This is a genomic window from uncultured Aquimarina sp. (genome assembly GCF_947492965.1).
Lineage (GTDB): Bacteria > Bacteroidota > Bacteroidia > Flavobacteriales > Flavobacteriaceae > Aquimarina.
Genome location: NZ_CANLOZ010000001.1, coordinates 201,949 through 222,274, shown reverse-complemented (window position 1 = coordinate 222,274; position 20,326 = coordinate 201,949). Strand labels below are relative to the sequence as shown.

General features: G+C 31.9%; 17 protein-coding genes. 9 read left to right on the top strand and 8 right to left on the bottom strand.

The features are described from left to right. Positions 1 to 23 precede the first annotated feature (23 nt). The gene (gene pdeM, locus Q1B37_RS01020) at positions 24 to 662 is read left to right on the top strand and encodes a ligase-associated DNA damage response endonuclease PdeM (RefSeq protein WP_299894450.1); all 639 of its coding nucleotides are present in this window, start codon (positions 24 to 26) and stop codon (positions 660 to 662) included. Between the two features lies 1 nt (position 663). Here pdeM and Q1B37_RS01015 read toward each other — a convergent pair whose 3' ends face one another. Beyond that, positions 664 to 3,039: a DUF5686 and carboxypeptidase-like regulatory domain-containing protein gene (locus Q1B37_RS01015; RefSeq protein ID WP_299894447.1), complete on the bottom strand. Its 2,376-nt coding sequence runs from the start codon at positions 3,037 to 3,039 to the stop codon at positions 664 to 666. 143 nt (positions 3,040 to 3,182) lie between these two features. Here Q1B37_RS01015 and Q1B37_RS01010 point away from each other — a divergent pair, with 143 nt between their 5' ends. From Q1B37_RS01010 to Q1B37_RS00985, 6 genes are all read left to right on the top strand, one after another. Beyond that, complete coding sequence (locus Q1B37_RS01010) at positions 3,183 to 4,328, top strand: aminotransferase class V-fold PLP-dependent enzyme (RefSeq protein ID WP_299894444.1); 1,146 nt, start codon at positions 3,183 to 3,185, stop codon at positions 4,326 to 4,328. A 62-nt stretch (positions 4,329 to 4,390) separates the two neighbouring features. Next, positions 4,391 to 7,756, top strand: coding sequence for a transcription-repair coupling factor (gene mfd / locus Q1B37_RS01005; RefSeq protein ID WP_299894442.1), 3,366 nt, complete (start codon positions 4,391 to 4,393; stop codon positions 7,754 to 7,756). Between the two features lie 155 nt (positions 7,757 to 7,911). Further along, on the top strand, positions 7,912 to 8,226 hold the full coding sequence (locus Q1B37_RS01000) for a hypothetical protein (RefSeq protein WP_299894439.1): 315 nt from the start codon (positions 7,912 to 7,914) through the stop codon (positions 8,224 to 8,226). 260 nt (positions 8,227 to 8,486) lie between these two features. Continuing rightward, on the top strand, positions 8,487 to 9,398 hold the full coding sequence (locus Q1B37_RS00995; RefSeq protein WP_299894437.1) for a helix-turn-helix transcriptional regulator: 912 nt from the start codon (positions 8,487 to 8,489) through the stop codon (positions 9,396 to 9,398). An 88-nt stretch (positions 9,399 to 9,486) separates the two neighbouring features. After that, entirely contained in the window at positions 9,487 to 10,677 is a 1,191-nt protein-coding gene (locus Q1B37_RS00990; RefSeq protein WP_299894434.1) for a serine hydrolase, read from the top strand. A gap of 4 nt (positions 10,678 to 10,681) precedes the next feature. Further along, a complete protein-coding gene (locus Q1B37_RS00985; RefSeq protein WP_299894430.1) occupies positions 10,682 to 11,833 on the top strand; it encodes a hypothetical protein in 1,152 nt (383 codons plus the stop codon). 59 nt (positions 11,834 to 11,892) lie between these two features. Here the strand turns inward: Q1B37_RS00985 and Q1B37_RS00980 are convergent, their stop codons facing one another. The 7 genes from Q1B37_RS00980 to Q1B37_RS00950 all read right to left on the bottom strand — a co-directional run bounded on the left by Q1B37_RS00980 (position 11,893) and on the right by Q1B37_RS00950 (position 16,865). Next, complete coding sequence (locus Q1B37_RS00980; RefSeq protein WP_299604331.1) at positions 11,893 to 12,066, bottom strand: hypothetical protein; 174 nt, start codon at positions 12,064 to 12,066, stop codon at positions 11,893 to 11,895. Positions 12,067 to 12,218: 152 nt separating this feature from the next. Continuing rightward, positions 12,219 to 12,428 (bottom strand): hypothetical protein, encoded by a 210-nt coding sequence (locus Q1B37_RS00975; protein WP_299894428.1) that lies wholly within the window; start codon positions 12,426 to 12,428, stop codon positions 12,219 to 12,221. 17 nt (positions 12,429 to 12,445) lie between these two features. Further along, positions 12,446 to 13,366, bottom strand: a complete 921-nt coding sequence (locus Q1B37_RS00970) for a hypothetical protein (RefSeq protein ID WP_299894426.1) — start codon at positions 13,364 to 13,366, stop codon at positions 12,446 to 12,448. Positions 13,367 to 13,445: 79 nt separating this feature from the next. Continuing rightward, complete coding sequence (locus Q1B37_RS00965) at positions 13,446 to 14,567, bottom strand: AraC family transcriptional regulator (protein WP_299894423.1); 1,122 nt, start codon at positions 14,565 to 14,567, stop codon at positions 13,446 to 13,448. Between the two features lie 99 nt (positions 14,568 to 14,666). Further along, positions 14,667 to 15,563 (bottom strand): aldo/keto reductase, encoded by an 897-nt coding sequence (locus Q1B37_RS00960; protein ID WP_299894420.1) that lies wholly within the window; start codon positions 15,561 to 15,563, stop codon positions 14,667 to 14,669. Between the two features lie 36 nt (positions 15,564 to 15,599). After that, complete coding sequence (locus Q1B37_RS00955; RefSeq protein ID WP_299894417.1) at positions 15,600 to 15,959, bottom strand: YraN family protein; 360 nt, start codon at positions 15,957 to 15,959, stop codon at positions 15,600 to 15,602. 9 nt (positions 15,960 to 15,968) lie between these two features. Further along, complete coding sequence (locus Q1B37_RS00950; RefSeq protein WP_299894414.1) at positions 15,969 to 16,865, bottom strand: LD-carboxypeptidase; 897 nt, start codon at positions 16,863 to 16,865, stop codon at positions 15,969 to 15,971. Positions 16,866 to 16,968: 103 nt separating this feature from the next. Between Q1B37_RS00950 and Q1B37_RS00945 the strand changes: the two genes are divergently transcribed. Next, positions 16,969 to 18,513 (top strand): DUF1800 domain-containing protein, encoded by a 1,545-nt coding sequence (locus Q1B37_RS00945; protein WP_299604345.1) that lies wholly within the window; start codon positions 16,969 to 16,971, stop codon positions 18,511 to 18,513. A 7-nt stretch (positions 18,514 to 18,520) separates the two neighbouring features. Then, positions 18,521 to 20,146 (top strand): DUF1501 domain-containing protein, encoded by a 1,626-nt coding sequence (locus Q1B37_RS00940; RefSeq protein WP_299604347.1) that lies wholly within the window; start codon positions 18,521 to 18,523, stop codon positions 20,144 to 20,146. The last annotated feature ends 180 nt before the right edge of the window (positions 20,147 to 20,326 follow it).

Genomic DNA, 20,326 nt, shown 5'->3' with positions numbered 1-20,326 from the left:
ACTCATTAGTATTCCTTTAGAAATTGGAAAAAATACAAATACGACATCAATCATTTATTTTACATCCTTCTGGAGTTATATTTTGGGAAGAAAGAAATATGCTTTTGATTGCAGATCTTCATCTTGGTAAAGTATCGCATTTTAGAAAGCATGGTAGTGCCGTTCCACAAAATGCAATCCAAAAAAACTTTCAACAATTAGATCATGTTATAAACGTATTTAATCCTTCACATATCTGTTTTCTAGGAGATCTTTTTCATAGTTACTTGAATAACGAATGGGATGTCTTCGAAGCCTGGATTTCTCAAAGATCTACCATAGAATTTGTTCTTGTTGTTGGTAACCATGATATTATTTCTCCATTTAAATATGAGAAAATTGGTATAAAAGTAGCTTCAGAAATACTGATAGATAATTTCCTCTTAAGTCATCATCCAGAGGAAAGAGATGGTCATTATAATTTTTGCGGGCATATTCATCCTGGAGTGCTACTAGGTGGTCTAGGCAAGCAGCGTTTACGATTACCTTGTTTTTATCAAACAGAACATCAACTGATACTGCCTGCTTTTGGAGAGTTTACTGGTACTCATATCCTAGAACCTATAGAAAAAGTTAACATATATGCTATTACCCAAAAGGAAGTTATTTTAGTGCATTCATAAATTATTTGATCTTAAAACTCATATTTAATTTCAAAGCAATATTATCATCAAAATTTTCATTTGAATAAAACCCATATCTGTAGAAACCACCTACACCAAAACCTACATATCCTAAATTCAAATAGTTGAACTTCAATAAGCTTTTTAATTCCAAACCACTTTCTAAAAAAACATTTTCCATGGTGCTAAATGGAGTAAATGTATTGTCATCATTAATTAGGTCTCCCCAACCTATATTTTGATGAATCACAATATCAGGCTGAAACTTCCCAATTTTAAATAACAAACCTTCAAAATTATGGGATAAAAATAAATGTGCATATCTATCGGAAACAAATTCATAAGGCGTCATTGTTTGAAATAAATTTTTACTAAAAAATGGGTAATCTCCATCAAAATTTCCTTCACCAGTAATCAATAATCCAAACGGTACCGCTTGATCCACATATCCTCCTTCTATTTTATACATTGTGGTTCCCAAATTTTTAGTAGTAAAAGAATGTGATATGTATCCAGTAAGTTTATTGTAATCCAAATCACTGTCTAAAATACCACTAAATCCTCTATCATAGTATATTCCAATTATTGGATAATTACTACCCATTACAAATCTTCGGTTAAATGAGTTTACAATTTTCTCTTTATATCCATATCGTAAATGAATCGTAAGATTTGTATTTGTGTAATCTCTGAGACTTGTTTGATCCATAATAAATTCAGAATCATATCTCGGAGATACTAATGATTGCTGAAAGGAGATATTTGTTGTGAGATATTTTAAACTCCTAAATTGAATGTCTAATGAATGTCTTCTTACTTTATCGTAAGTAAACCCTATATAATTTCTAAAATTCGCAACCTCCAAATCTCTCTTTACTTTTCCATAACTTCCAACTTCTATTAGATCGTTCTGATAACTATATTTTATAGAAAAGTCCTTCTTTTTTGATACCAAATAGCTGACTTCACCTCCGTATTTCCAATCCTTATCATCAAAACCATACCCAATAAAACCTCCAAAACCAAAACGACTATGAAACATTTTATTTGTATACAGACCAGTACCTAGCCTAAAACCTTCAAACTTATTAAATCCAAATGTTTTATCTAATTCAAGATCAATAGGTCCAATTGGAATCTTACCGTCAATTAAACTTTCAGAAAGCTCTAAATACCTTTCGAAGTTTAATTTTTCACCCAAACTGTCTAATACTCTATATGTAATTTTTTCTCTTTTGTTTAGTGCCTTATTTCGATTTGAATCCCAAAAAACACTATCTTTTTTGGTAGCATCACTAGTTATAGAAACAACTTCTAATGGAAACTCCTTTTTTTGTAAACGTTTATAAAGGGAAATATCATAGATATAACTTTTACCATCCATAACTAAATTATTCTTTTTATCTGGGTAATCAGGCAGATATAATTTATAGTTTAATTGCTCTGGAAACCAAACAGAATCATTAAGCAATTGATACTTTTGTTGGATTTTCAGATCAATCTTTCCTTTTTCATAGGGTGATGCTATGATATTTTGAATTGCATACTTGTTTGTATTAATGTAAATAACACCCTTTAGACCTTGAAAGTTTTTATTGGGTTTCGGTTCAAAAGAAATAATATGCGTTGTATCCTTCTTATTAAGAATGCTTTTTTCTAGAAAAAACTTATATTTTTTTAAACTTCCTGATGCTATTGGATTTAAATAATTAATCTCAAAAAGTGAGATAGTGTTTCCATAAAAAGAAAATGGTTGTATATCTGTTGCTAAAGATGCAAATTGGGGATTTTTAAAACCTGAAACTCTTGTTCCAATAATTTTTTCATTACTAAAATTAGGCTTTAAAAACTTTCTTTCTGTTACGCTTTCCATAAGTGCTACATGACCACCCTTTAAACTTTTTAACAAAAGCACAGAATCTTTATGGGCTTTTGAAGCTAGATCAGCAACAATTTTATTATAAGATTTGTATGTAAATGATCGCAATTTTTCAGGATCGTTGATCTTTTTGTTTTCAATTACTTTTCGAATGATCCTATTTGCTGGATTTTCTGACGAAGAAATAACAACTTGATCTAATTGATTTTCTTTGGGAACCAATTCAATTTTCACAAACTCAGTATCGGTTATACTTATGATTTTTTCTTGATAACCAATAAAACTACATTTTAATTTTGTAAGCTGATCACTAACGCTAAAAAAGAAATCACCATTAATATCTGCAATGGTACCTTTAGTAGTATCATCAGCAAGAATTATGGTTGCAAAAGCCAGTGGTTCATTGGTATTAAAATCAACAACTTTTCCCTGTATTACCTTTTGAGAAAAGAGCAAATTCGCAAATAAAAGAAAACTTAGAACTGTTATTCTTGACATAAAAATTTGATATTTGATTCGCAAGCTAAGCTTAATTTTAAAAAAATGACCCTAGCAAAAGTTAAAGTATTCTTAGCATAAAAGTCTTAATCAATTTAAACCTTTACTTTACTTTCTATAAGACATAACTTCTATCATAAACCATGCAAAACCAACAACATCTTTTTGATCTTTCTGAAGAAATAACTTATCTCAACGGAGCGTATATGTCTCCACAATTAAAATCGGTAACAGATATTGGTATTTCTGCTGTGCAAAGAAAAGCACAACCTTATGAAATTTTACCTGAAGATTTTTTTAGCCAAAGAGAAGTTTTAAAAAAACGTTTCGCATCGTTAATCAATGCACCAGACCATCATAATACCGCAATCATACCTTCTGTATCCTACGGAATCGCGAATGCTGCGAATAATGTTCCACTACAAAAAGGAGATGAAATCATTTTGGTAGATGAACAGTTTCCTAGTAATGTTTATATCTGGCAAGAAGTAGCTAAAAAGAATAATGCACTTATAAAAATTGTATATCCTCCTAAAGAATTTAACAATCGTGGTAAAAAATGGAATCAATCTATTTTAGATGCTATTTCGAAAAACACAGCTGTAATTGCTTTACCACATGTGCATTGGGCAGATGGCACTTTGTTTGATCTCCAAGCGATTAGAGAAAAGACAATAGCTGTAAATGCTATGATGGTCATTGATGGAACGCAAAGTATTGGTGCATTGCCATTTTCTGTAGAAGAGATACAACCGGATGCCCTAATTTGTGGAGGATACAAATGGTTATTAGGTCCTTATTCCATTGGAATGGCATATTACAGTGATGCTTTTAGCAATGGAACGCCTATAGAGCACAATTGGATGAACAGACATAATAGTGAAGATTTTTCTGGACTGACTAATTATCAAGATCGGTATAAAGAAAAAGCAGCCAGATATTCCGTTGGAGAATCTAGCAATTTTATATTAACTCCAATGCTTACGAAAGCCATCGAACAACTGATCGAATGGCAACCTAAAAATATTCAGGAGTACACTAAAAACATTTCTAAAGCAACTATTGATAAACTTAAAGCCCTAGATTGTTTTATAGAAGAAGATCACTATAGAGCACATCACTTATTTGGCATATATCTTCCGGAGCATTTGAGTTTAGAAAAGATAAAAGCTAATCTAAAAAAAGAACAAATTTTTGTTTCCTACAGAGGAAATGCCATACGAGTATCTTGTAATGTATATAATTCTGAAAAGGATTTTGAAAAATTGTTATCTCAGTTTTCCTTATAAATCAGCTATATTTTTTGGATACAACTATGTAGCTATTATATTTGCTTTAAAATATTTGCTACGTGAGTAAAACAGCTATCTCGCAAACTTTTGCACAGTCTCCGCAATTGCAGAAACTGGGAACTGCTATTGCCCAGTCTGAAAGTAAAACACACATTCAAGGTCTTGTTGGGTCATCATTATCCTTTACCATAGAAGATGCTTTTCACAAAAGTGAAAAACCTTTCTTATGCATTTTTAATGATAAAGAAGAAGCTGCCTACTACCTTAATGATTTAGAACAATTGTTGGGAGATAAAAATGTACTTTTTTATCCCGGAAGTTATCGACGTCCTTATCAGATCGAAGAAACTGATAATGCGAATGTGTTGCTTAGAGCCGAAGTATTAAATAGAATTAACTCCAGAAAAAAACCTGCTCTAATTGTTACATACCCAGATGCTTTATTCGAAAAAGTAGTAACCAGAAAAGAACTAGAAAAGAACACGCTAAAAATTTCGATTGGCGATACATTGTCATTGGATTTTGTAAATGAAGTGTTATTCGAATATCAATTCCAAAGAGTCGATTTTGTAACAGAACCCGGAGAGTTTTCGGTTCGTGGTGGAATTGTAGATGTTTTTTCATTTAGTAATGATGAACCTTATCGTATAGAATTTTTTGGTGATGAAGTAGATAGTATTAGAACTTTTGATGTAGAAACACAATTGTCTACCGATCAAATTAAGAAAATCACTATTATTCCCAATGTAGAGAATAAAGCCATACAAGAAACTCGTGAAAGTTTCTTAAAATATATAGCTTCTAAAACAGTAATCTTTGTCAAAGATATTGATCTACTATCTTCAAGAATTGACAAAAATTATGAAAAAGCTAAAGAGGCCTTTAAAACATTATCAGAAGATATCAAACATGCAACTCCAGAAGAACTATTTACTTCTTCTGAAATTATCAAAAAACAACTTTTAGATTTTACATTAGTAGAAATTGGCAATCGACCTTTTACCAAAGCTGATTATGCTATAAAATACAATACAAAACCTCAGCCCTCATTTAATAAGCAATTCAATTTATTAATTGAAAACCTGAATGAAAATCATGAAGCGGGTTATAAAAACTATATCTTTTGTGTTAGCGAACAACAGGCAAAACGTTTCCATGATATTTTTGATGATGCTGATTTAGACGTTAAACAATATGAAACTGTAGTATTTTCTGCATATCAAGGTTTTATAGACCATGATCAAAAAATTATTTGTTATACAGATCATCAAATTTTTGAGCGTTATCACAAATTCAATCTTAAAAGTGGGTACGCCAAAAAGCAAGCGATTACGCTAAAAGAACTTACCAATCTCGAAGTTGGAGATTATGTAACCCATATTGATCATGGAATTGGAAAATTTGGTGGTTTACAAAAAATAGACGTTGAAGGTAAAAAACAAGAAGCCATCAAACTCATTTATGGAGAGCGTGATGTCCTATATCTTAGTATCCATTCCCTTCATAAAATTTCGAAATTTAATGGTAAAGACGGCAAAGCTCCACAGATCTACAAATTAGGTTCTAAAGCTTGGAAAACGCTAAAACAAAAAACAAAAGCCAGAGTAAAACATATAGCATTTAATTTAATTCAATTATATGCAAAAAGAAAACTACAAAAAGGATTTCAGTATGCCCCTGATAGTTATTTGCAACATGAATTAGAAGCTTCCTTTATCTATGAGGATACTCCAGATCAAAGCACCGCAACAGAAGCAGTAAAAGCTGATATGGAAAGCGAAAGACCTATGGATCGTCTGATATGTGGCGATGTTGGTTTTGGTAAAACAGAAGTGGCGATAAGAGCTGCTTTTAAAGCAGTAGATAATGGAAAACAAGTTGCGGTACTTGTACCCACAACCATCCTTGCTTTTCAGCATGCAAAAACCTTTAGAGAACGACTTAAAGATTTTCCAGTTGTTGTCGATTATGTGAATCGTTTTAGAACTGCTAAACAAAAACGAGAAACCCTAGAAGACCTAGCCAATGGTAAAGTAGATATCATTATTGGAACGCATCAACTAGTAAATAAAAATGTAAAATTTAAAGATCTTGGATTGTTAGTTATCGATGAAGAACAAAAGTTTGGTGTATCGGTAAAGGATAAACTAAAAACTATTAAAGAAAATGTAGATACATTAACCTTAACGGCAACTCCTATTCCAAGAACATTGCAATTTAGTTTAATGGCGGCGAGAGATCTTTCGACCATTACTACTCCTCCACCAAATCGTTACCCAATAGAGACCAATGTTATTCGGTTTAATGAAGAAAGCATCAGAGATGCCGTTAGTTATGAAATACAACGAGGAGGACAAGTATATTTTATTCATAATAGAATAGAAAATATTAAAGAAGTAGCCGGAATGGTACAACGTTTAGTACCTGATGCTAAGGTGGCTGTTGGACACGGACAAATGGATGGTAAAAAACTAGAAAGTCTCATGCTTTCTTTTATGAATGGAGAATTCGACGTATTAATTTCTACTACTATTGTAGAAAGTGGATTGGATGTACCTAATGCCAATACTATTTTTATCAATAACGCCAATAATTTTGGGCTTTCTGATTTACATCAAATGCGTGGTCGTGTAGGTAGAAGTAATAAGAAAGCCTTTTGTTACTTTATTACTCCTCCGTATTCTGCAATGACCGATGATGCAAGAAAAAGAATTACTGCATTAGAACAATTCTCCGAGTTAGGTAGCGGATTTAATATTGCAATGAAAGATTTAGAAATAAGAGGCGCAGGAGATTTATTAGGTGGAGAACAAAGTGGTTTTATTAATGAAATTGGATTTGACACCTATCAAAAAATATTAAATGAGGCTATCGAGGAGCTCAAAGAAAATGAGTTCGCAGAATTATATGAGGACACCTCCAAAGAAAAAGTCTATCTAAAAGATACCCAAATCGATACAGACTTCGAATTGTTGTTTCCTGATAGTTATATTAATAATATTACAGAACGTCTTAACTTATATAAAGAGCTTAATGAGATCAAAGATGAAGAAGGACTACAAGCTTATGAAAAACGACTTATAGATCGTTTTGGAGAATTACCAGATCAAGCCACTGATCTTTTGAATTCGGTACGTATTAAGTGGATTGCTACAAGTATCGGAATTGAGAAAGTGATTATGAAACAAAATAAATTGATTGGATATTTTATTAGTGATCAACAATCTAGTTTCTATCAAAGTCCTGCATTTAGCCAAGTACTTCAATTTGTACAAAAAAATCCTACTAAGTGTAAGATGAAAGAAAAAAACACAAGAAATGGACTACGATTACTACTAACCTTCGATCATATTAATTCTATAGACAAGGCATTAAAAGTACTACAACCACTTCAATACATTTTAAAAGATAAAGAAGACTCATAAACGTAAAAAATAACATTTAGCTTCATATAATTCATTTTATCGATAAAAAATGTCGTTTCATCGACACTTTTGTTGTATCTTGTCTTTAACGAACGAAACAATACTCTTTTAATTTCTAATTTAGTCTTATAATAATTTAACCAACTTGAAAGATTATGAAAAGAGAAGAATTTAGTTTTTTAGAAGGATCGTGGAAGTCAGCAAAAAAAATCAGCAAAAATGTTTACCAACTTATAGAAGACTTAGATACTACTAAATTATATGTTATAAATTTTAAAAGTTTAAAACAACAGTTTTCCGAAGAAATAGAAAATTATAAGAATCATCCAGAATTAATAGACATAGAGGAGTTTTCTATGAATTACGCCTTCGGTTATCATTCTTCAAAAGGAATTGATAGTTTTTACAGCAAACAAGCAATGTTTATAGAGGTTAAAAATTATCTATATGAATTAAAGATGTGTGCTTAATTAAAACCCCTAAAACAAACTTCCCCCCAAAGTCTCAAATATTCCTTTGTTATTTTATACAAATTTTTACGCTATCATGTATAAATATCTTATTAGGATAGATCAAAATACTTCGAAATAATTCCTATATTTCAAAATTAAATAAACCTAGCAAAATCTTCGAACACTGCATTATAACTGAAATGTCAGGTTAATGTCGGGTCAAAGTCAAGCGTAAAAATTTGAGATACTATCTCATACACCTAATATTGCTGTATCAAATGAAAACAAGTTCTAGTCATTCTACTGCAGGGAATACTACTTCTACAGAATCTAAAAACTTAAAAATCATGAAACAGCCAGCATTAGGAATAAAAATATCCGAATTACGAAAATCAAAAGGGTTAACTCAAGAAGAACTCGTAGAACAATGTAACATTAGTGTTCGAACCATTCAACGCATAGAAGCAGGAGAGGTAACACCAAGAAGTTACACTATTAAAACCATATTGTCCGCTTTGGATTATGACCTAGAAGACATCCAAACAAGAGATTCTCAGGTAACCAAAGAATTTAAAAAACTATTTCTATTAGACATTGACGATAGTAAAGAAGCCTCTTTCTTAAATAGACAGCTTACCATCTCATGGATTAGTGGAATCATCTATTTTATATTAGGCTTCGTTGAGTTTGCTTTTGACTATGCAAGATACTTTGATAATTCAATGATTGTATCTAATGCAATCTATAGTATTCTTAAATTAACAGTGCTAGCTTCATTTATCTTGTTTATGCGGGGATTTATATTATCTGGCAAAATTTTCAAAAACTATCTGTTAAGAATTATAGCTTTTATCTTAACAATTATGACAATCATTTTCTATAGTTATGATATCATATCCATATATCTTGGAGAATTTGACACTATGTATATCGTAGGTGCTCATAGTGTATCCATTGGTATTATCGGTGTTCTATTTGGTATTTCTGTAATTAGATTACAAAATGCTTTAGGAATGCTAGCCAAAACTACAGGAATCTTCGAAATCATTGCTTACGGATGTATGGCAACAGTATTATTAGGGGTTCTTGGATATTTCCTACTCACTCCAACTATTATCTTGGAAATTATTCTGTTGTATAGAATTTCCGAAATGATAAAAGCCAAACAACAAGAAACTCATCTAGAATAACATTCTTAATTCTTAAGAATTCTTCCTACTCATTAAGAACAGCTCTTAATGACTAGAAAACCTATCTCAATTTTAATCAGAAACTATCATGAAAAAAGCGATCATATTTATAACGATTATAATCTTATTACTATTAAGTTACTTCTTTTTCGAGCCTATTTTTACGTATGCATCTGGGTGGAATAATTCTCCAGACAAAAGTGAATTAAACCCAATACATACATATCAAAATCTTACGCAACAAAAAGCTGATAGTATTTTAAAAATTATCTATAAAAGATTAAATGCACCAGCTGTATCGATTGCTGTGGGTCAGAATAACAAGGTAATTTGGTCTAACGCAATGGGATATCAAGATATTGAAAACAAAACATTGGTTGACCCAAATACTAAATTCAGAATCGGAAGTACATCTAAAGCTGTAACTTCCTTAGGAATTGGAGTTCTTCTTCAAGAAAATAAACTTCGCTTGAATCAAAAGGTAAAACAACTAGTTCCTTATATAAAAAATCATCTTGGAGAACTGACACTAAAACAGCTTGCGTCTCATACATCAGGAATACGAAACTACGGAGTTTGCTTTTGCTTTCCAGTTTGGGAATATTATAACAACGACTCGTTTTCTAGTGTGGAACAAGGTCTTGAATTATTTAGTGATGATCCATTATTATTTGATCCTGGCGAACAGTTTAGTTACAGCAGCTATAATTATACATTAGTAAGTGCTATGCTAGAAGGAGCTACTGGAAAAGCATTCCCGAAATTTATGAAAGAATCTGTTTTTGATCCTTTACAAGTAAAATATATTGAAGAAGAAACTTCTGAAACCATAAAAAATGCGGCAAAATTTTACGAGGTACAAGACCAACAGTATAAAGAAGTGTATCCGGTAAACAACAGCAATAAATGGGCTGGTGGAGGATACTTAGCATCTCCTACAGCTTTGGTTAAGTTAGGAAACGCTTTTATAAATCATCGTCTTTTTGACCTAAAAACCAGAGAATTGCTTACTACACCAGTACTACTAAACAATTCAGAAATCAATGAACAAAATTATGCTATTGGATGGAGAAATGACACCAAAGACATATTCGAAAATGGTACAAAAATTAATATATGGCATCATGGCGGTATTGCTAATGGATCTATTTCATTACTAATGCTATTTCCAGAGCATAACCTATCTATATCAATGCTAGCCAATAAAAATGGAACATCTGCAGATCTATTTGAAAACGTATACGCAATTGCTAAAATATTTATAACCGAAAAATCTTAGGAGCATGAAAAATCAAACAATATCAATTTTAAAAACAATAGTATTCTTTACTATTTTATTTGGCGTTCCTATTTCAGCTATACCATGTACAATAGTAAGCGCAATAGCAAGAAATGGACATGTATGGAATGCAAATAATGAGGATGGTCCTTTTGGAATTGCTAATTTTATAAATGTATATCCAAAATCTAAGGATGAAAAATATGGATATTATACATTATCTTATCTATCCCCAAAATACGGTCAAGGAGGACAAATGCAAGGAGGAATGAATGAAGCTGGTCTAACTTTTGACTTTAATGCTATACCAAATGTCGAAAATTTCGATCCTACTTCTAAAAAAGTATTTCCAAAGGGTGACAATGCCATATTACCTTTCATTTTAGGAAATTTTAGCACTGTAACACAAGTAATTGAATTCTTTGACACCTATTGGTTTCAAAACGGATTTACAAGTGCCCAAATGCATGTAGCAGATAAACAAGGACATTTCGCAATCATAAGTGCGTCTGGTATCAAATTAGTTACGAATGGTAACCATTTAGTATCAACAAATTTTGATGTTTGTAGCAAAGAAAAAAGTACTTCTTGTTGGAGATATCCTATTGCTACTTCGAAGTTATCCGAACTTGGAGCTAGTTTATCCACTATGACCTTAATATGCAAAGAAACCGCTCAAAAAAATGGAGCCACCATGTATTCGAATATTCAAAATCTCACTACCAGAGAGATTTGGTTTTTTTCAAAACATGATCCAGATACAATAATTAAAACAAACATTTATGATCTTCTATCAAGGGGTAATGTCTCCTACAGTTTCAGCAATCTAAAATCAATTCAGGCTAAAGACAAAAAACATATATCGTCTAAACCAATAGAAATACCTTTAGATGATACTGTTTTAGATAATTATACAGGCAACTATCAAAATGGATTTATTGGCAAAGTTATGGTTGAAAAAGATGGTAAAGGAATTAAAATAATATTTTCAGATGGTATGAAATTAACGGTTAATCCTTCAGCTTCTGATACTTTCTTTTTCCCATTTGAAGATATTGTTGTTAGGTTTAGCTTCGATAAAGAAAGAGAGAAAATGTCTATAAATTTCTTTGAGAATGGGCTTTGGTCTTTTACCGCTTGGAAAACATCTTTATAATTTAAAGTCCAGAATATTTTCATATTCTGGACTTTAAAATATTTGAATTAGCCTTTTTTCTATACTGGTCCTCCTACAGGTCTACATAAACATCCTGCACAGATTAGTGGATAACAGCACTCTTGATCTGAGTGACAAAAATCATTCAAATTACCGCTTCCTCCATTTACTGTTTGTTGTTGTTGTTTGTTTAATTGTTCTACTCCCTGTTGAGCTAAAATTGATTTTAACATAATAATTTGTTTTAAGATTATTTGAATTCTGGTATAAGGTACAAAATAAAAAAGAGGAAAATTCCCTTATTTCATTAATATTTTAAAAATACCTTTTTCTCATCTTTCATATGCCAAAAAAATTTTCATGAAAGATCCTTTTGAATAAAAAACTACACTCTTGTCCATACTCCATTTACACATTGAAGCTCCTCATCTTCAACCCCAAGCATACAAGGTAAAAAAGGTACTGGTCCAAAACTTCCGAAACTACAAGCACTACCTTCTACACAAATCTGTGAGCCAAAACCTGCTTTTACGCTTCTTTTTTGTTCTTTATTCATTTGTTTTACCCCATCTAATTTTAAAATTGACTTTAACATAATTATTTGATTTAAGATTAATATTCAATACTACTTTCTATAATTCGAAGATTACTTGTTCCTGCATCAGAAACATATAAAGTCTTCTGATTTCTACTAGCCAAAATTCCGTTTGGAAAATTAAACGTAGCCTCAGAAATATCACCATCGTTATTTCCTAAAATACTTCCAGCAAACACCTCAAATTCGTTCTCTTTATTAGGATTAATTTTATAGATTTTGTGTTCTCCAAGTTGTGTAGCAAAAAGAAAACCTCGTGCATATGTTAAAAATCCAAGGAAATTTGCATTCGCAGCCGTTGCAGGTAACTCGGCAATAAAAGTAAGATCACCATCTTTATACTTATAGATCTTTCTATCATTAAAATTTCCTATATATGCATCTCCTCTTTTATCGAATGCTATTCCTGCAGGTCCATTTATCGGTGTTCCTTCATATAGTTTGGTTACTATATTATCTTCTGATAAAATATTGATAGTATTCGTATTATATTCAACAAATAACATATCATTTGTTCCTGGTATTCTTTTGATTCCTGCTGGAGAAATTGCAGGAATACTATCTAATTGGACTCCATCTTCAGAATATTGATAAATAGTATTTCCAAAATGATCGCAAACGTATACTTCATTCTTTTTGTTAATTCCAATACCGTTAGGAGAAACTAATCCATCTACAAATACGGTAACTTCTCTATCCGGATTCATTTTATAAACGGTATTTCCAACAAAATCAGACCCGTATAAATTCCCTTTTCGATCAATCGCCAACCCATCGTAAAAGGAACCTTCTACTACTGTCTCTACGGAAGTACTAATATTTGGCACTTCTCCTGATATACATGAAGAAAGCAATAAAAATGTAAGAAGAGCCAATAACGTAATAAGAGTATATCTTAATTTTCGAAGACTAAAAAAATAACTAACTGTTCGTTTCATTTGATTTAATTTTAAGGTTTACTTCAAAATTGAATCAAAAATCTCCTCAAATCGACCGAGTGTATACTATGAAACGCTTTTAGCTAGTTTTTAAACTTTTAATATAATTGCTTGGAGTATCATTCTTAACCATTTTAAATGCCTTATTAAAAGTAGATTTAGAATTAAAACCAGAATCTAGTGATAAGGCCAAAATCGTGTGTTTAAAATGTTCTCCATTCTGAATTTTTGAAATAAATTCCTGAACTCTATATTGGTTGATATAGTCGTAAAAACTACATTGATGAATATTATTTAACAACCAAGAAACATTATTGGTAGTAGTACCCAATTCCTGAGCAAGATCTTTTAACGTAAGTTCATTATTAAGATATATTTTTTTAGCAACCATTAACTCCTCCAAAGATTTCTTGAGCTGCTCTAACTCTTTTCCCGACAATCGCTGCTTTATTTCTCTTTTTTTCTTCTGTATAGGAACTCTAAAAACCTCTGGCTGTTTTAAACTAAAGAAACCAACTATATAAATAAAAACAGGTATCGAAACCCAAATTAAATGATAACTTACAAAAGCCAATTCTCTTCTTCTAATAAAGAAACTATTCAGATAACTTATAACCCATAAAATCATAAAAATAGAAATACCTATCAAAAACATCTCAATATATTTTTGGACTTTTTGAGAATATGAAAGATTTGCTTTTTCCTCTTTCTTATAGATTTGTAATAAACCATAAGACAAAATAGTATACATAAGATTACTAACTAAGCCTAGGGTTTCGACAATAAAATAAATCATTCCAAAATCTCCATTCTGTATCATTTTTAATACTTCTTCCTGAGAATAAAATAGTGTCCAACCAAAAAAAGCAAGATGAAGAAATGCTGGAATAAAATGATACAACGACATTCGATATACTGGCGATTCTAAAAAAGTTAATCTCCTAATGTAGACATACAATAATGGACCAAAAATAAAAATCAATGTGTCTACAAAACATGCTATTCTAAAGAAGAGAACTCCAGAAAATTTTGGATAAAATATCCTTCCTATTAACATAATAGAAGCAATAAGCAATAGCAATGATAAAATTCTGTTAGCTGATTTATTTCTATTATGCAGTAATGAGAGCGTAATTGCTAGAAAAACACCTTGACTAATTCCTAAGAAAAGTAACAAATCAATAATTCCGAAAGAATTCATGTTGGAGATTTTTCGTTTATTTCAAAACTAACCAAATTTTAAAATCAAGTAGTACGTTTGGGTACACTCATACTACTTTAACCATTGTTTTAACTAATTTTATCTATGATTCTTATAACGATGCATTGAGATCGTATTTAGTAATTTCTTATACGTTACATCAGAAAATGAAGGTGACTTTAATGTTTCTAAACAATCTAGTAATTGCTTTTTTGTTCTAAAACCTATCACAGATGAACTTATAGCAGAATTTTTGAGCACAAATTGTATCGCAGCTTCTTTTAGGGATAGATTATCTTTGGATACATCTTTTAATTTTTCAATATTTTGTTCCACTTCCATAACTGAATGATCTAAATATTCTTTTATTGGTTTCCCTGCCAATAATCCTTTGGCCAAAGTGCCTCTTGCCAAAACACCGATATTATTTTCCTGTAATAACTCTAAACAACATTCTTCGGGTCTTCTATCCAAAAGACTATACTGCATCATTACACTTGTAATATTAGACTTTTGCACATAAGACCTAATGACATTCGGTCTAATAGATGAAATTCCATAGTACCTTATTTTTCCCTGTTTGATTAATGTTTCAAAAGCATCAATGGTTTCATCAATAGGATCGTCGATCGTACCTCCATGTAATTGATATAGATCTATATAATCGACCTGTAACCTCTTTAAACTATCTTCAACTGCTTTAATGATATATCTTTTACTTGGATTCCAATCCCAACCTTCTCCATTTTCTTTAATTTGATTTCCTACTTTAGTTCCAATAATAATTTGATCACGAAAACTCTTTACTGCTTTTCCCAAAAGCATCTCGTTTTCCCCATTTTGATATAAATCAGCAGTATCAAAATAGTTGATCCCCTTATCGAAAGCCGTTTGAATTAACTTTATTTCATCTGATGAGTTTTCCTGAAGAGACATACATCCAAAAGAGATTTCACTGATCTCCATATTCGAATTTCCAAGTTTGCGAAAGTTCATCGTATATAATATCTATTTTTATTTAATAATTTCTCATCAAAAATGATAAAATGCATCATCGAGATGTTCAATTCGGGTTCCTGAAGCATTTTTTATAATGGCAATAATATCAAAACGTATTTCTACGTCCATATCATTCTCTATAACATAGTGATCAATTGCTTTTACCAATGATTGTATTTGTTTTGGTTTTACAAAATTCTGAGGATCCCCAAACTCTGGAGTACTTCTTGTTTTCACTTCTACCGCTATGATTACATTGCCTTTCTTAGCAATGATATCGATTTCTGCCTTTTGATATCTAAAATTCTTTTCGAGAATAGTATACCCTTTCCTCTCTAAAAATTCACTTGCTAATTTTTCTCCTTCTTTTCCTAGTTTATTATGTTCTGCCATTCCAATGAATTATACATATTCTAAAATTACCCCATCTTCTGAAACTTCTAAAGAAACTTCTGCTCCCAAAATCAACGCTCTATTATCTGCTATATGACCCATAGGAAAATTAAATACTACAGGAAAATCATACGCTGACACAATATCCAAAATAATTTCCTCTACATTTTTCCCAAAAGGAATATTGTTATCGTGCATCTTAGTCATCCCACCTACAATTAAACCAGATAACTTATCAAAATATCCATTCCTCTTTAGATTCTGAAGCATTCTATCGATATGATATAAGTATTCATCTAAATCTTCAATGCACAGTATTTTATTGGTACAATCCAAAGAAGAAGTAGATCCACACATTGAATATAACATAGATAAGTTTCCTCCAACCAATTGTCCATGAGAATTTCCTAGTTTATTAATAGGTGTCGAAGGTATTTTATAACTAAAGTAGGTTCCAAACAGTGCATTGTACAAAGATTGTTTTGCCTGCTCCGTACTTTTAAAAATATCCACTGGCATTGCAGCATGTATTGTAGAAACTCCTAAATTGTGAACATGTGAATGAATTACCGTAATATCCGAATATCCAATGATCCATTTAGGATGTTTTCGAAAATTTGTAAAATCAAGTAAATCTATAATTCGTACTGTTCCATAACCTCCACGAGCACACCAGATAGCCTTAATTTCCGGATCATCTAACATCTTCTGAAAATCATTCTTCCTTTGTTCATCCGTTCCTGCAAATTGATTATCTTCTACATCAATTGTAGCTCCTACAACCGGTATCAAACCCCATTCTTTTAGAATATTAATCGCTTCTTTAATCTCTCTTTTAGTGATCTTTCTGGCTGTAGAAACAATTGCTATTTTATCTCCTTTTCCTACAAAATTTGGCTTCAACATTTCTTAAATTTTCATTTTATCATACTAATTAACAAATGTTTTCGTTCTAAACTATTATATTACAGTGAAAATCGTCCCTTAACACTAATTAAACCTATTGCCTATGATCTCTGATACTTCTTGTAACTTAGCATCGTTAGACCCTTATATTCCTACAGCAGAAAACCCTTGGAATGTAAGTAAAATTAATCATTTGTACCGCAGGGTCGCCTTTGGAGCTACTAAAACACAAGTAATTGACGCTTTAAATCAAAACGATCCTTCTGCATTAGTGGATTCATTAATTGATGAAGCCTTAGCACTTGTTCCTACAGCTGCTCCTGAATGGGGTTTCTGGAATCGTGATCAGTTTGAAGCGGCAGAAATGCTGAATGAAGACAATGATATAAATTTTTATCAAGAGGAAGGTAAACGACAAATGATTTATGATTTCTTACAAAATGGTTTAAGAGATCGATTGACTCTTTTTTGGAGTAATCATTTTGTAACAGAGGATCAAACCTATAGAAGTCCTGCATACCAATATCAATATTATAATCTTCTTCAATTTCATGCCCTTGGTGATTTCCGACAATTCGTGTACGACATAGGAATTTCTTCAGCTATGTTAGTCTACTTAAATGGAGATGAAAACACCAGAGATCGACCTAATGAAAATTATGCTCGTGAATTATATGAATTGTTTACACTAGGAGTTGATAACGGATATGATGAAAATGATATCTTAGAAACTGCAAAAGCAATTACTGGTTGGACGGAGACCAATGATATCCCATGGGGACCTATAACCTTTAATCCTGGTCAGTTTAGTAATGACACTAAAACGATTTTTGGTCAATCAGCAAACTTTGGATACTATGGCTTAGGAAGTCCAGATGATGTTATTGCGCATCTGTTTGTACAAAGAGAAACACTTATTGCAAATTTTATCTGTGGTAAGCTATATACTTATTTCGTTAGTCCTACTTGTAATGAAGCGATTGTTGCAGAAATGGCTCAAACGTTTATTACTAATAATTTCCAAATTGCTCCTGTATTGCGTCAGCTATTTAAAAGTGAACACTTCTTTAATCAGGAAGCGATAGGTGCTATTATAAAAAGTCCAATTGATCTATTTGTATCCCATTTTAATCAATTAAATTTTGAATCACCTCCTTCACTCGCTTCACTAAATTCATTACTAGGAAGAACTACTACTATTGGACAAGAAGTTCTTAATCCAATTGATGTAGAAGGTTGGCAGGGAGATGAAGATTGGATTAGCCCAGATTACTTAATTGGAAGATGGGAAGGTGTACAAAACATTATTAATACTTTCTATGCCCAAAATCAGACACAATTTGGTGATTTCCTAAATGGTCTTCCGATAGGAACACTAGCAGATGGGTTTGTAAATAACACATTGCAAGGAGAACAAGTAACGGTTGTAGTTAAGGCAATTTTAGATTACTTTTTACCAAGAGGTCTAGAAGATCAGACTTTGTTCGATGAAGCATTGGCAATATTCAAGGAATTTTATCCTGAAAATTACTACGAACCTGATGCTGTTGCTCCCTTTTTATGGACATTAGATTTATCAGGTGTTCCTGATCAATTTTATGCGCTACTAAGTCACATTGATGAATTGCCTGAATTCCAACTTAAATAATTAACCTATGTGCGATACACACCACCCCAACAATATAAAAACGAACGTTAAAGAAGGCGTTTGTAATACAGATGATCACAAAAAATGGAACCGTAGATCTTTTTTACAAGCTCTAGGACTTGTCGGAGGAGGATCCATGATGCTAGCAAATACAAATCTTACTGTTTCCAGACCTTCTCCTCTATCCGTAGCTTTAAGTCAGGCCGAAACAGATAATATTTTAATTATATGTAGACTTGGAGGAGGAAATGATGGTTATAATACCATCATACCAGTAAATCAATATGATATTTATGCCAATGCAAGACCTTTAATAAAAATACCTCCTAGCGAATTCATCAACTTAGAAGAAAATGAATATGCTATGCCCAAGCCAATGAATAAATTGGAGAATTTATGGGGAGACGGAATGATGAAGGTAGCACATGGCGTAGGTTATGAAGACCAAACTTTATCGCATTTTAGAGGTACCGATATCTGGGCAAATACAAATTTAGTGGAAGAAGAGCGATCTGGTTTTATGGGTAGATATTTTCAGGAATTGTATCCTAGTTATATTACTAATCCTCCAGAAAGTCCTCCATCTATTCAAATTGGAAGTATTGGTAACTTAATTTTTAGAGGACCAGAAAACGACTTCTCTTTTGCAATTTCTGATCCAAGACGATTAGAAGCTTACATCGAAAATCAAGGGTATAGTCTTGATCCTTCACCAGAATGTACTTACGGAGACCGTTTAAATTTTATTAGAGAAAGTACAAACGTTACATATACATACGCCGAAGCAATTTCTGCTGCGTTTAATAGATCAACAGATTTCGGAGGATACCTAGAAGATGACAACTTCGCTAGACAAATGAGAATTGTTGCTCGTTTGATTAAAGGAAACTTAGGCACCAAGGTTTATATGGTAACTCTAGGTGGTTTTGATACTCATAATAACCAAATACAGAGGCATCAACAGTTATTAAACTCCTTTTCTGAAGGAATTAGTGCTTTTTATGCAGACCTTCAAGCTTCTGGATGGGACGACAAGGTATTAACCATGACAATTTCTGAATTTGGAAGAAGATTAGTAGAAAATGGTTCATTAGGAACGGATCATGGAACTATAGCACCAATGATGTTTTTTGGTACAGGTCTTAATGGAAATGGATTTATCGGAGAACACCCTACACTTCCTGATAGCCCTACTGTAGGTTTCAATGCGGAAAGTACAAATGATTTTAGACAAATATACTCTACCGTTATGAAAGAATGGATGTGTATAGACCCTACTACGGTAAATGATGCATTACTGGGAGCAGAATTCGAATCTCTGGATTTAGGATTCTCTTGCGGTGGAGTAAGCCCAAATATTCCTGGAGATGGTGAAACACTTTCACACATTGTAACTTATGATGGTGGCCAGACCTTTATTAATATCAATAATCCCGAAACCACTCATGTGGATATTACATTGTTCAATATTATTGGTCAAAAAGTAGCAACATTACGAAATGAAATGCTTCTAGAAGGTGAGCATGTGATTGATGTTAAAGCTTCCTCAGAAACCAGACTTAGTACTGGACAATATGTATATAGAATCGAAACAGGATCTGGAAAATTTAGTAAATCATTATTGATCTCTTAATAGAGAGTTCAAATTAAAATTCAATAAAAAAAGGCACTTTTTGGTTACCCAAAAAGTGCCTTTTTTTATTGAACCTCACAAATACTAGCTCAACTTAAACGAATACTAGATAAGCTATAAAAAAGTTACTGTTATTACGTAGTTTTTAGCGTTTTAAATTTTAATTTAAAACAACTCCAA